At 72.5% G+C, this 12,695-nt stretch carries 10 protein-coding genes; 1 reads left to right on the forward strand and 9 read right to left on the reverse strand.

Going from position 1 to position 12,695, the window contains the following annotated elements:
* Window positions 1-227 precede the first annotated feature (227 nt).
* The 7 genes from ACFVXC_RS33055 to ACFVXC_RS33085 form a co-directional block, all read right to left on the reverse strand.
* Window positions 228-671: an SRPBCC family protein gene (locus ACFVXC_RS33055; protein ID WP_389912924.1), complete on the reverse strand. Its 444-nt coding sequence runs from the start codon at window positions 669-671 to the stop codon at window positions 228-230.
* Between the two features lie 164 nt (window positions 672-835).
* Entirely contained in the window at window positions 836-3,532 is a 2,697-nt protein-coding gene (locus ACFVXC_RS33060; protein ID WP_389912927.1) for a BTAD domain-containing putative transcriptional regulator, read from the reverse strand.
* Window positions 3,533-3,539: 7 nt separating this feature from the next.
* On the reverse strand, window positions 3,540-4,520 hold the full coding sequence (locus ACFVXC_RS33065; RefSeq protein ID WP_389912929.1) for an AfsA-related hotdog domain-containing protein: 981 nt from the start codon (window positions 4,518-4,520) through the stop codon (window positions 3,540-3,542).
* A 194-nt stretch (window positions 4,521-4,714) separates the two neighbouring features.
* Entirely contained in the window at window positions 4,715-5,365 is a 651-nt protein-coding gene (locus ACFVXC_RS33070; protein ID WP_389912932.1) for a thymidine kinase, read from the reverse strand.
* A 57-nt stretch (window positions 5,366-5,422) separates the two neighbouring features.
* Window positions 5,423-6,616 (reverse strand): alkaline phosphatase family protein, encoded by a 1,194-nt coding sequence (locus ACFVXC_RS33075; protein WP_389912935.1) that lies wholly within the window; start codon window positions 6,614-6,616, stop codon window positions 5,423-5,425.
* On the reverse strand, window positions 6,616-7,203 hold the full coding sequence (locus ACFVXC_RS33080; protein WP_389912938.1) for a DUF5998 family protein: 588 nt from the start codon (window positions 7,201-7,203) through the stop codon (window positions 6,616-6,618). Before ACFVXC_RS33080 ends, ACFVXC_RS33075 begins: the two co-directional genes overlap by 1 nt.
* 51 nt (window positions 7,204-7,254) lie before the next feature.
* The gene (locus ACFVXC_RS33085; RefSeq protein WP_389912941.1) at window positions 7,255-10,239 is read right to left on the reverse strand and encodes a GNAT family N-acetyltransferase; all 2,985 of its coding nucleotides are present in this window, start codon (window positions 10,237-10,239) and stop codon (window positions 7,255-7,257) included.
* A gap of 211 nt (window positions 10,240-10,450) precedes the next feature.
* Between ACFVXC_RS33085 and ACFVXC_RS33090 the strand changes: the two genes are divergently transcribed.
* Window positions 10,451-10,732, forward strand: a complete 282-nt coding sequence (locus ACFVXC_RS33090; protein WP_190085156.1) for an HPr family phosphocarrier protein — start codon at window positions 10,451-10,453, stop codon at window positions 10,730-10,732.
* A gap of 169 nt (window positions 10,733-10,901) precedes the next feature.
* Here ACFVXC_RS33090 and ACFVXC_RS33095 read toward each other — a convergent pair whose 3' ends face one another.
* On the reverse strand, window positions 10,902-11,606 hold the full coding sequence (locus tag ACFVXC_RS33095) for a GntR family transcriptional regulator (RefSeq protein ID WP_389912944.1): 705 nt from the start codon (window positions 11,604-11,606) through the stop codon (window positions 10,902-10,904).
* 285 nt (window positions 11,607-11,891) lie between these two features.
* Window positions 11,892-12,695 (reverse strand): M23 family metallopeptidase, encoded by an 804-nt coding sequence (locus ACFVXC_RS33100; protein ID WP_389912947.1) that lies wholly within the window; start codon window positions 12,693-12,695, stop codon window positions 11,892-11,894.

Here is a 12,695-nt window from a genome sequence, read left to right on the forward strand (position 1 = left end):
CGGCTAAAGAGGCCCTTGCAGATCGTCCGTCGGACCGGGCTCAAGTGCGCCTTTAGAGCGCCCGGGCAGGGTGATGGACATGCGCCGCACCCGTTCGGCGCGGCCCCGGGCCAGCCCGCCGCCGGCCCCACTTCCCCCGGGGGGCCGGCGGCGGGCTTCCCCGCCCGGCTCTCGCGTCCCGGTTCGCGGCCCCCGGTCCGCCGCGGCCCTCAGCTCGCGGCGGCCCCTCAACTCGCGGCGGCCCGCTCCTCCACCCGCCCCTTCAGGGCATCGGTCAGCATCCCGAACCCCGTCTCGCTCTGCCGGATGACGGATCCGGTGACGGGGACGAGCGCACCGGTGAACGTCTCGCTCTGCAGCACATGGGTGCCGCCCCCGCCAGCCGTCAGCTCGAAGGTGTGCAGCCCGTCGAAGACGCCGGGCAGGCCGAGCCTGCCCCGCCAGCGCAGCAGTCGGCCCGGCTCGCTCGTCAGGACGGTCGGCTTGAACACCATCTCGCGGCCGCCGTCCGGCAACCGGAAACGCAGCATGAGGCGTTGGCCCGGCTCGGCGCGGCCTGCGGCCCGCACCAGGAACGGGTTCCATTCGTGGAACCGCTCGAAATCGGTGAGGACGTCCCACACCTCGTCGGGACGGGCGCTGATCTGGACTTCGGACGCGATACGGCGCACTGTGTCTGCGCTCCTTCCATGGCGTCCCGGGGGGAGCCACTCACGGGTGGGTCACCACGTAACGCTACTAGGTCAACACGCCTTGTCGCAGGGCGCTTTGAGGCCGCACAACCGTCCCTTCAGGCTGCGGGCGCCGCGGTACGCCGGCTCCGACAACCCACAGGTCAGGTCGCTCGGGGCAGGACAGGACCGAGCGCCGGAAGCAGCCACACGCCCGGTCTGACCTCCAGCGGCCGGCCCGCGGTGTCCGCCTCACGGCCCACGGCCGCCGTCGCGTCCACGGCGCCCAGCGTGCGCGTGGCGTACTCCTCCCAGCGCCGGTCCCCCGCACGCCGGGCCTGCGCCGCGCACTCGGCGAGCCGACCGCGGGCCTCGGCGGTGCGCCCCTCCCGCAGCGCCACGAGGGCCAGGCCGCGCAGGGCGTCGGCGGTGCCCCGGGGGTCGTTCTCCGCCTGCCCGGCCGACAGCGCGCGCACGTAGCAGCGCTCGGCGCGCGCCCCACGGCCCTGTCCGAGCATGACGTCCGCCTCGCCGGACAGACAGCGGGCGGCGGACACACGGTCCCCGCAGCGGGTGAAGAGGTGCCAGGCGAGGCGGTAACGGTCGATGGCTGTCGCCGTCTCCTGCCGCTGCCACGCCAGATCGCCGAGGGAGCGCAGCACAGCGGCCTCCGCCCGTGGGTCACCGGCCTGCCGGGCCGCGTCCAGGGCGAGTTGGTGCCCCTGCTCCCAGTCGTCCCACAGCGCCGCGGCCTCGTAGTAGCCCGCCGACGCGGATGCCAGGGCGAAGCAGAGCTGCCAGAGCCCCGCCGCGTGCGCCTGCCGCACGGTCTCCAGAAGGCCCGCGGCCTCCTCCCGGAACCACTGGAGCGGCGCGGATCCGATCAGTGCGTCGGGGTGGATACCGGCCGACGGTTCCAGGGAGTCCCCGAGAGGGTCGCGCCCGGGCGCGAGCAGGGCGTCGGCGCGGCGCGCGAGGGCCAGGAACGCACGGCCGAGCCGGTCGGTCGCCGACACCGGCCGCTTGTCGAGGAGTTCCAGGGACAGGGACCGCAGCAGGGGGTGGAAGCTGTAGCGGACCGTCGTCAGCTGCCCGGAGTGGGGCCTGGCCTCCAGGAGTTGGGCGCGCACCAGCTCCTCGGCGTGCCGCTCGGCCTCCGCGAGATCCGTGGCGAGCAGCGCCGCCGCGCTCCACAGCGGGAAGTCGGGCAGCGGGGCGAGACCGAGGAGCCGGAAGGCCTGCCGCCCCTGTATCCCCACGTCCCGGTAGGCGGTCAGCAGACTGCTGCGCACGTCGAGGTCGCCGAGCTCCAGCGAGGTGAGCCTGGTCCGCTCGTCGGCGAGCCGCCCGACGAGGTCCGCGGCGCTCCAGTGCGGACGCGCGGCGAGCCCCGCGGCGGCCACCCGCAGCGCGAGCGGCAGATTGCCGCACAGCCGGGCGGTCTCGCTGACCGATACCGGGTCCTCGCTCATCGCGGGGCCGCCGCACCGCACCAGGAGCTCCTCCGCCTCCTGCGGGCCGAACACGTCGAGAACGAGGTGCTGTACGCCGTCGAGGGCGCCGAGCGCATGCCGACCGGTCAGCAGGACCGTGCTGTCGGGCAGCGCCGCGAGAACCGGCCGCACCTGCGCCTCGGACACCGCGTCGTCGAGCACGAAGAGCATCTTGCGGCCCTTGGTCGACTCGTAGACGAGATCGGCGGCTTCGGCCTCCGGAGCGACAGCGGACGCCCCGGACCCGTCACCCACCACGGGCCCCGCCTCCCCCTTGCCGCCTCCCAGTCGGCGCAGCAGCGTCGTCAGGGCGGCATGCGGGGTCAGCGCGCGCCCCCCGGCGTCACGCAGCAACAGCAGCACACGGCCGTCGGGGAAGAGGTCGCCCGCGTCGTGCGCGAGGCGCCCGGCGAGCGCGGTCTTCCCGGCCCCGGCCCGCCCCGACATCGCGAGCACCCGCCCCGGCAGCGGCCCGGCCCCTTCCAGGAACCGCCTCCCCAGGGAGAGTTGGGCCGCGCGCCCGGTGAAGTGGTCCACCGGTTCCGGCAGCCGCACCACGGGCCCCTCCGGGCCCGGCGGAGTCCTGGGGGGAGCTTCGGCGGTACCGGGGGTGTTCCCCTGCCAGGTCAGTGAGGAGTCGGAGGCGAGAATCCGCTCCAGGAGGCGGCTCATCACGGGGCCGGGTTCCACCCCGAGTTCGTCGACGAGCCCGCGTCGGGCCCGGTGGTACACGTGCAGGGCGTCCGACTGCCTCCCCGAGCGGTACAGCGCGACCATCAGATGGCAGTGCACGGTCTCGCGCAGGGGGTGGTCATGGGCGAGCGCCATGAGCTCACCGATCAGTTCCTGGTGGCGGCCCAGGCGCAGATCTGCGGAGACGCGCTGCTCCAGGACCTCCAGGCGCAGCTCGTTGAGCCGGATGGCGGAGGTCTCCAGGGTCGGCCCGTGCGGAATACCGGAGAGCGCGGGGCCCGTCCACAGGGCAAGCGCCCGCGCGAGCCGCCGGGACGCCTCCGCGTAGTCCTTGCGCGCGTAGGCCGCCCGCCCTTCGTCCCGCAGCGTCTCGAAGACCAGCAGGTCGAGGTCGTCGGCGGCGACCCGGATCAGATAGCCGGGCGGCACGGTGAGCAGCGGCTGCGCCTCGTCCCCGACGCCATCCACGAGTGCCTTGCGCAGATGGGAGACGTAGACCTGCAGGGTGGTCGCGGCCGTGCGGGGCGGCTCGGTGCTCCACAGTTCGTCGATGAGGGTATGTGTCGAGACCACGCTGTTGCCCTGCATCAGCAGGGTGGCGAGCACCACCCGCGGCTTGGCCGCGGTCGGCGCCCGCGGCGCCATCCGTACCGGTCCGAGCACTCTGAATCGCATGGCGTGCCTAGCAGTCCTGCAGTACGGACGCGGACACCTGGGCCACTTCGCGGTCGCCCTGCAGGAACTCCAGGCGCAACCGGGCCGTGGGTGACCCGGCGGCATTCCGTACGGCGCCCCGGGCGTCCGGCTTCTCCGCGCGCACCGCACAGCGCAGTGGGAGCGCGGGCTCGGCGAAGCCGCGGAAGGCGCCGTGCCAGCGGGTGAGCAGCGCGTGCGAAGGGATGAATCCGTGCAGCTCGGCGGCGGCCATCAGGGCCGCTTGCCGCGAGGCCTCCAGGAACAGCGCCGCGGGCACCTCGTCGCCGAGCACCTGGCCCGCCGCCTCCAGGTCCACGGGGAAGACGAGCCGCTCGTCGTCGCCCTCGACCGGCAGCCCCACGAGTACGTTGCGGGCGCTGCGCCGCCCCACGTGTTCAGGCGCGGGTACACCGGACACGGGGATCTGCCCGCACCCGGCGAGGAGGCTCTGCTCGCTCTGCCGCCGCCCCGCCTCGCGGTGGCCGCGGTGCACTCCGGGCGAGAGGAAGACGAGCTCGGCCCCCGCCGTTCCGCAGCGCCGGCCGCCGATCGACACGGTGGCCTCGCACTCCAGGCCACGGGGTACTCCTGTGATCACGTTGACCGGGGTGAGGGCGAGTTCGAGCGCGATCAACGCGGGCCCGTCGGACCGCCGCCACGGAGCCACGTCGGTGATCTCCGTGCCGCTGGCGGAGACCGCGGTGATCCGCTGCGGCGGTACCCGGAAGTACTGCCGGGCCGCGAACAGCGCGGCGTGCCGCAGTGCCTCGACCGGGAAGAGCAGATCGTGGAAGGGGGCCGCCATGTCGCCGAACAGCGGGTGGCCCTCGGGCAGTTCGGTGGCGTACGTGAAGCTCTGCCGCACGGGCGAGCCCACATCGAGGAGGAAGGCCTCAGGGCTGTCCGGCTTGTGCACCAAGTGCTGTGGACCGCGGAAGAACGGCGAGAGCTCGGGAACGATGTCCATGGCAGTCCTTTGGGCGGGTGACCGAATCCTTGGCACCTTCGAGTCTCGGCCACTGCCCACCGACCGGGGAATCCTCGCCGTCATGCCTTCAACATGATGAATTCATGCGTGTGCGCATGCGCTTGTACGGCGAAGGGCGGCCCCAGGGCCCACACATCGAGGCGCCGATTCTCGCCACAGGGGCCCCGAAGCGATCAACCGGGAGTGACCGGCAGGACGTCCGGCGACAGGGCCGCCGCGTGGGAGGTGGCGCTCGTCGTCCGCTTGCGATGGTGACGGCGGCACAGCACCTCGTAACCCACCTCGTCCGCCGCGTGGTTGACGTCGCCGATGACGACCTGGGCGCCTTCGACGACCATCTCGCCCCCTATGGTGCGGGCGTTGTGGGTGGCGCGGGCGCCGCACCAGCACAGGGCCTCGACCTGCAACACCTCGACACGGTCGGCGAGTTCGACCAGGCGCTGCGAGCCGGGGAAGAGCTTGGAGCGGAAGTCCGTGGTGATGCCGAAGGCGAAGACGTCGAGCCCCAGGTCGTCGACGACGCGGGCCAGCTGGTCGATCTGTCCCGGGGCGAGGAACTGCGCCTCGTCCGCGATCACATAGTCCGCGCGGCCGCCCCGGGAGAGGTGGTCGACGAGGTGGGCGTAGAAGTCGAAGTCCTCCGCGGCCTCGATCGCGTCCGTGACGAGGCCGAGCCGCGAGGAGAGCTTGCCCTCGCCCGCGCGGTCGTCACGGGTGAAGATCATCCCCTTCAGGCCGCGGGCCGAGCGGTTGTGCTCGATCTGCAGAGCCAGGGTGCTCTTTCCGCAGTCCATCGTTCCGGAGAAGAACACCAGCTCGGGCATGGGGAGTTGAGGCCTTTCGAGGCGTACGTACGGGGGCGGTGCGCACCGGGTGTCCGGTCAGGGGCGTACTTCGATGAGCGGCACGAGCTGCTCGACGGGGGTCATGGAGCCGTGCATGCCGACGAGGGCCGACTCCTTCGGTTCCTTCTTGGTAGCGATGATCGCCACGTCGTCGTGGGCGGCCGCGACGACATCGCCGATGCGTGCGTACACCCGCTCGTCGACGGCGCCGGAAGGACCGAACCAGCCCGCGGCGATGGCCTCGTCCCGGCTCGCCACCCAGAACTGCTCGCCGAGCACCTCGCGCCATACGGTCAGGACGTCGTTCTCGGCGCCCGGCACCGCGTACACATGGCGCGCACGGCCCTCGCCGCCGAGGAGGGCGACGCCCGCGCTCAGCTCCCAGTCCTCGTCGAAGTCGATACGGGACCGCTCGTCGAAGGGGATGTCGAGCATGCCGTGGTCGGCGGTGACGTACAGGGCACTGCGCGGCGGGAGTTGCTCGGCAAGTCGCTGGACCAGGCGGTCGACGTACATGAGCTGGCCGCGCCAGGCGTCGGAGTCGACGCCGAAGCGATGCCCCTTGCCGTCGACCTCCGCGTAGTACGTGTAGACCAACGACCGGTCGCCCGCGCCAAGTTGCTCGGCCGCGAGGTCCATGCGGTCCTCGCCGGAGAGCTTGCCGCGGAAGCTGCCGCCGCTCAGGGCGATCTTGGTGAGCGGAGTGTTCTGGAAGGTCGGGGACGACACCTGGGCGGTGTGCACGCCCGCGGCGTGGGCCTGCTGGAAGACGGTGGGGTACGGCTGCCACTTGCGCGGGTCCGTCCACGGGTTCCAGCGGAGCTGGTTCATCAGCTCGCCGGTGGCGGGATTGCGGACCGTGTAGCCGGGCAGGCCGTGCGACGCGGGCGGCAGGCCCGTGCCGACCGAAGCGAGGGAGGTCGCGGTGGTGGCGGGGAAGCCCGCGGTGATCGGACGGCCCGTGCCGCCTCGCGAGGAACTGATGAGCGAGGTCAGAAAGGGCGCCTCGGCCGGATGGGCGCGGAGCTGCTCCCAGCCGAGGCCGTCGATCAGGAAGACGCAGTTCCGGTCGGCGGGCGCGAGTTCCGGGATGACGGGCGTGAAGCCGTCGACGCCCTGGTGCGCGACGAGCGTGGGCAGCAGGTCGGCGAGCGAGCCCGCGCCGTACTCGGGCAGGGGTGCGGAGTCGAGGGAGAGCGGCTCTACGTCATCCCAGGCGGGCAGGGACATCAGCGGGCGGTCTCCGCGGTCGCCTCGGAAAGCGCCTGCGCGAACGCCAGGGTCTGGCGCACGGCGTCCGGGCCGTCGCCCGCCTCGCTGACACGGAGGCTGAGGTCGTCGGCGGTGGAGCTGCCGGTGTAGCCGTGGTCCGCCTCGCAGTTGGGATCGCCACAGGCGGCGGGCTCCAGGTCGATGCGCGACACGGCGCCCCAGCCGATGGTCAGGACGACCTCGCGGGGCAGCGAGCCGGGGACGTACTTCTCGGGGTTGGCGACGACGCGGCTGACGACGACCGACGAGATCCGGCCGATCTTCACGGACTCCGTGGAGGTCGTCGCGTACGGCGTCGGCGATGTGCTGTCCGCCGCCTGCTCGTCCGTGTGGCTGACGATGAAGCGGGTGCCGGTCAGGACGAGGACCGTCACGTGCCTGCGGACTTCGTTCGCGTCGAACGTGGTCTCCTGGTGGACCAGGTACGACCCGATGGGATCGCCGCCGATCGCGGCCTCCACCGCCTCGGCCACGAGGGCCGGGTAGTAGCCGCTGCGCTCGATCGCCGCGCGCAGCCCCTGGGTCGTCGTACCGGTCTTTGCCATACCGTCCATCCTACGACCCGGCGGAGGGCCCACGGTTCCCCACCGGCCGCCTCAGTACCCGGGCAGGGTCCGCGGGCCGAGGTCACTGCGCGCGGGCGGGGGCGCGAGCCGCACGGAGGCGCCGAGCACGGAGAGGCCGCGCTGGGCGACGACCACGGGTTCCAGGGACACGGCGACCACCTCGGGGTGATCGTCCACGAGGCGCGAGACCCGCTGGAGCAGTTCTTCGAGAGCCGGGGTGTCCACGGGCGCCGAGCCGCGCCAGCCGAAGAGGAGCGGGGCGGTCCGGATGGATCTGACCAGGGAGCCCGCGTCGCGCTCGGTGACCGGGATCAGCCGGTGTCCGGTGTCGCCGAGCAGCTCGGACGGGGCGCCGGCGAGACCGAACGAGAGCACCGCTCCGGCCGCCGGGTCGATCACCGCGCGGACGACGGTGTCGACACCTCGGGGCGCCATCGGCTGCACGACGGGGCGCAGCTCGACGGGCTTGCCGAAGGCGTCGGTCAGTTCGGCGTAGGCGCGGCGCAGTTGCTCCTCGTCCGCCAGATCGAGCCGCACGCCGCCGAGGTCGGCGCGGTGGCGCAGGTGCGGGGCCGTGGTCTTGAGGGCCACGGGGTAGCCGAGCGCACGGGCGGCCGCCACGGCCGCGTCGGGGTCGGGCGCTGGCAGCGCCTCGCGTACGTCGATGCCGTACCGCCCGAGCAGTTCGCGGGCGTCACCCTCGGCGAGAGTGGCGCCACGGGGGTCACCCTGCTCCACGAGAAGCTCGTCGATCCGCCGGGCGACGCCGCTCTCGTCGATGTCCTCGTACTCATGAACCTTCCCGGGCGCCTTGGCGTCCCGCCGCCACTGGGCGTACTTGACGGCTTCGGCAAGGGCGCGGACGGCGCGCTCGGCGGCGGGGTAGGCGGGGATGCGGTACGCCTGCGCCGGGCCGGGTCCGGCTTCGGGCTCCGGGGCGGGGACGGCGACCGCGGGCACGGTGGCGGCCTGCGCTGCGGGCGCGGTGGGTACCTGCGCCGCGGGGCCACCCGCTGAAGCCGCCGTCGCTGTGGGCGGGCGTCCCGCAGGGCGATGGGGGCCTTCCCTGCCCGAACGAAGTTGAGAGCTCGGGGAAGGGTGGGCGCAGCCCTCACCGCCGGGGACAGGCGCAGCGGCGTCAGGGCGAGTACGCGTCGCCGCGGCCAGCGCTTCGGCGAGCCCGCCGAGTTCGACGTGGACCACGGCCACCGGCTTCGCCGGGCAACCGGCAGCCGCCTCCCGCAGCGCGGCGGCGAGCTCCTCGCCCTCGGGCGACCCCGTGGCCCCGTCCTCCCCCACCCAGGGGATCGCCGTGACGATCACGGCGTCGCAGGCATCGTCCGACAGCGCCTCGGCGAGAGCGCCCCGGAAGTCATCCGGGGTGGCCCCCGTGGTCAGGTCCCGCGCGGGCAGCGGCCGAAGCCCGTCGGCGACACACGCGTCGTACGTGAGGAGCCCGAGCGACTCGGAGTTCCCGAGAATCGCCACCCGCGGCCCGGAGGGCAACGGCTGCCCCGCGAGCAGCAGCCCCGCATCCACCATCTCGGTGACGGTGTCGACCCGGATGACCCCCGCCTGGCGCAGCAGCGCCGACACCGTGGCATGCGGAAGCCGCGTGGCCTGCACGGCGTGCCCCGTGGGCGCGATCCCGCTGTGCCGCGCCCCCTGCACCACGACCAGCGGCTTCGCCGTCGCCGCGCGCCGGGCGAGCCGCGTGAACTTGCGCGGGTTGCCGATGGATTCGAGGTACATCAGGGCGACATCGGTGTCCGGGTCCTCGTACCAGTACTGGAGCACGTCGTTGCCGGAAACGTCCGCGCGGTTGCCCGCGCTCACGAAGGTCGACAGGCCCGCGCCGCGCCGGTGCAGGCCCGAGAGGAGCGCGATGCCGATCGCGCCGGACTGGGTGAAGAGGCCGATCCTGCCGCGCGCGGGCGGACGCGGGGCGAGCGAGGCGTTGAGCCGTACGTCGGGCGACGTGTTGATGACCCCGAAGGCGTTCGGGCCGAGGATGCGCGTGCCGTACGACCGCGCCTGACGCACCAGTTCGCGCTGCCGCTCACGCCCTTCGGGGCCGCTCTCCGCGTACCCGGCGGAGATCACGACGAGCCCGAGCACCCCGCGCTCACCGCACTCGGCGACGGCCTGCGGCACCCGCTCGGCGGGCACCGTGACGACGGCGAGCTCGACGGGCCCGTCGATGTCCCGCACGGAGCGGTAGGCAGGCACCCCGTCGACCTCGCCCCCCTCCTCGCCCTCCCCGAACGCGCTGTTCACCGCGTACAGGCGCCCCGTGAAGCCCGCCTCGCGCAGATTGCGAAGGACGCTGCGCCCCACGCCGCCCGGCGTGCGCCCGACGCCGATCACGGCGACCGAACCCGGCGTGAGCAGCCGCTGCACCGACCGCGCCTCGGCCCGCTGCTCACGGGCGCGCTGCACGGCGAGCGAGCGGTCGGTCGGCTCCAGATCGAATTCGAGTCGTACGACGCCGTCCTCGAAGCTGCGTTTCTGCTGGTAGCCCGCGTCCGTGAACACCTTGATCATCTTGGTGTTGGCGGGCAGCACCTCGGCGGCGAAGCGGCGGATGCCGCGCTCCCTGGCGACGGCCGCGATGTGTTCCAGGAGGGTGGAGGCGACGCCCCTGCCCTGGTGGGCGTCCTGCACCAGGAAGGCGACCTCGGCCTCGTCGGCGGGCGCGCTCGCGGACATGCCGCGGGAGTCGATCCGGTCGAAGCGCACGGTGGCGATGAACTCGCCGCCCACCGTGGCCGCCAGACCCACCCGGTCCACCTGGTCGTGATGGGTGAAGCGGTGGACGTCCTTGGCGGACAGGCGCGGGTAGGGGGCGAAGAAGCGGTAGTACTTCGACTCGTCCGAGACCTGCTCGTAGAAACTGACCAGGCGATCCGCGTCCTCGGCCGTGATGGGCCTGATCCGGGCGGTGCCTCCGTCACGCAGGACGACGTCGGCTTCCCAGTGGGAGGGATATGCCTGCCGTTCCGACGGGGTCTGCATGAGGCCCAGGGTACGGGTCGCGGGGGCGCCTCGGCCGGGGCAGGCTAGGAGTCGTCGAAGGGCGGGACGTGGGCCCGCGGCACGAGGACGTACGGTCGGCGGAGCAGGGCCCGTCGGTCGGCACCGTACGGGCCGACGGCCGGCGGAGCACATGTGATCGCATGAGACACTGGTCTAGACAAGTGTGAGACATCTGGAAGGGCAGCAACACATGGCTGAGCGCCGCGTCAACGTCGGCTGGGCCGAGGGCCTTCACGCCCGACCCGCCTCCATCTTCGTCCGCGCGGCCACCGCCGCCGGCGTCCCCGTGACGATCGCCAAGGCTGACGGCAACCCCGTGAACGCCGCCTCCATGCTCGCGGTGCTCGGTCTGGGCGCGCAGGGCGGCGAGGAGATCGTGCTCGCCTCCGACGCCGAGGGCGCGGACGCCGCTCTCGACCGTCTGGCGAAGCTGGTCGCGGACGGCCTCGAAGAGCTCCCCGAGACCGTCTAGTAAAGACTGGTACTCATACGCCGAAGGGCCCGCGCTGAATAGGGGCGGGCCCTTCGGTGCTTCTGTTTCCAGCTGCCGAATATCAGAGCCGCATTCCCTGAACGTGCCACATTCGGGCAGCCGAAATAGTCCCCCGCCGAATAGCACTTCTTTGTATACGGCGCCTCTGTTAATGCCGGAGGCCCACCGTGTTTACGGCATGTTGCGAATCCCTCACACGATCTCGTCCCGCGGCCCGGTGACCTTGCGGGCGAAAGCGCGGCCGGTGCGCGGCCGCCGCCCGTTCCGCGTGGGCCGCCGCGAGCGACCTGGCCCGTTCCGCGTCCCCGCGGGCGACCGCGTCGACGATCGCGGCGTGCTCCGCCCAGGACTCCGCGGGAGCGGCCGGTGTCTCGACGACGTACATCCAGGCGATCTTGTGCCGGAGCTGGGTGAGCAGCGCTGTGAGACCCGGGCTGCCGGACGACTGGGCGAGCGTCTCGTGGAACCAGCCGCCCAGGGAGCGCAGGTCGTCGCTCCGACCGCCCCTCGAACGCTCCTGGCCGAGCCTGACGAGTCCGCGCAGGACCTTCAGATGCGCCTCCGTGCGGCGCTGAGCGGCGCGGGCCGCCCCCAGCGGCTCCAGGAGCATGCGTATCTCCAGGAGGTCGGCCGCCTCCTGCTCGGTGGGCTCCGCGACGCACGCGCCCGCGTGCCTGCGCGTGACGACGAACCCCTCGGCCTCCAGGGTGCGCAGGGCCTCGCGCACGGGGACGCGGGAGACTCCATAGCGGCGTGCGAGCAGTTCCTCGGTGAGTCGGCCACCCCGTTCGTAGACACCGGAGACGATGTCGTCCCGGATGGCCGTGCATACCGAGTGCGCGGGAATGCGCATGACCTGACCTCCGCCTTAATCCCCGCGAAACGCGGTCGATCGACGCCTTTTCAGTGACCCTATTGCAGAGCGGCCGAATTTCCGATGGCAGGCCGAAATTCATGGATATATTTTGGCCAAAGGCGATCGGCGCGGGTACGGGTACAAGTACGGCTACGGCTACGGCTACGGCTACGGCGGTACGGCGAAAGCCCCGGCTCTCGACGAGCCGGGGCTTTCAGTGGATCAGCGTTCGCTGGATCAGCGTTCGCTGGATCGGCGTTCGGTGGATCGGCGTTCGGTGGATCAGACGCCGACGTCGTGCGAGCGGAGGTACGCGATCGGGTCGATGTCCGTGCCGTAGTCCGCGCCGGTCCGGGCCTCGAAGTGGAGGTGCGGGCCGCTGGAGTTGCCGGTGGAGCCCGAGAGGCCGATCTGCTGGCCCGGGGTGACGGCCTGGCCGACGGTGACACCGAGGGACGACATGTGGCCGTACTGGGTGTACGTGCCGTCGTTCATCTTGATGACCACGTTGTTGCCGTAGGCACCGCCCCAGCCGGCCTCGACGACGGTGCCGGAACCGACCGCGTGGACCGAGGTGCCGGACGCGGCGTGGAAGTCGATGCCGGTGTGGCTGCCGGAGGACCACATGCCGCCGCCGGTCTGGTAGCCCGTGGAGACGTACGAGCCGGTGATCGGGGAGACGTAGCTGTTGAGGCGCTTGCGCTCGGCCTCGCGAGCGGCGCGCTCCTTGGCCTCGCGCTCCTTCTTGGCCTTGGCCTTCGCCTCGGCCTCGGCCTTGCGCTTGGCCTCCTCGGCCTTCTTCTTGGCGGCTTCTTCGGCCTTCTTGGCCGCTGCCGCGTCGTCGGCGGCCTGCTGCTGGGCGGCGGCCTGCGCGTCGACGCTGGCGGCGAGCGAGTCGCCGACGGAGACCGCCTGGGTGAGGCCGGTGTGCTCAAGAGCCGCGGCGTCGTCGGCGGCGAGGGCCGGAGCGGCCAGGCCTCCTATGACACCGGTGGTGGTGAGGGCGGCGACGCCCGCCACGTTCGCGGTCGTGCGCGTGAGGCGGCTGGGGCGACGGTGCTTCCCGGTGGCACGGGTGAACGCCAT

This window comes from Streptomyces sp. NPDC058257 (genome assembly GCF_042881845.1).
In the GTDB taxonomy this organism is placed as follows: domain Bacteria; phylum Actinomycetota; class Actinomycetes; order Streptomycetales; family Streptomycetaceae; genus Streptomyces.

What these genes read in the sequence shown, in the direction of transcription:
- ACFVXC_RS33060 (WP_389912927.1), bottom strand. Translation starts at nt 3,532, where the DNA reads ATGCGATTCAGAGTGCTCGGACCGGTACGGATGGCGCCGCGGGCGCCG.
- ACFVXC_RS33065 (WP_389912929.1), bottom strand. Translation starts at nt 4,520, where the DNA reads ATGGACATCGTTCCCGAGCTCTCGCCGTTCTTCCGCGGTCCACAGCAC.
- ACFVXC_RS33070 (WP_389912932.1), bottom strand. Translation starts at nt 5,365, where the DNA reads ATGCCCGAGCTGGTGTTCTTCTCCGGAACGATGGACTGCGGAAAGAGC.
- ACFVXC_RS33075 (WP_389912935.1), bottom strand. Translation starts at nt 6,616, where the DNA reads ATGTCCCTGCCCGCCTGGGATGACGTAGAGCCGCTCTCCCTCGACTCC.
- ACFVXC_RS33080 (WP_389912938.1), bottom strand. Translation starts at nt 7,203, where the DNA reads ATGGCAAAGACCGGTACGACGACCCAGGGGCTGCGCGCGGCGATCGAG.
- ACFVXC_RS33085 (WP_389912941.1), bottom strand. Translation starts at nt 10,239, where the DNA reads ATGCAGACCCCGTCGGAACGGCAGGCATATCCCTCCCACTGGGAAGCC.
- ACFVXC_RS33090 (WP_190085156.1), top strand. Translation starts at nt 10,451, where the DNA reads ATGGCTGAGCGCCGCGTCAACGTCGGCTGGGCCGAGGGCCTTCACGCC.
- ACFVXC_RS33095 (WP_389912944.1), bottom strand. Translation starts at nt 11,606, where the DNA reads ATGCGCATTCCCGCGCACTCGGTATGCACGGCCATCCGGGACGACATC.
- ACFVXC_RS33100 (WP_389912947.1), bottom strand. Translation starts at nt 12,695, where the DNA reads ATGGCGTTCACCCGTGCCACCGGGAAGCACCGTCGCCCCAGCCGCCTC.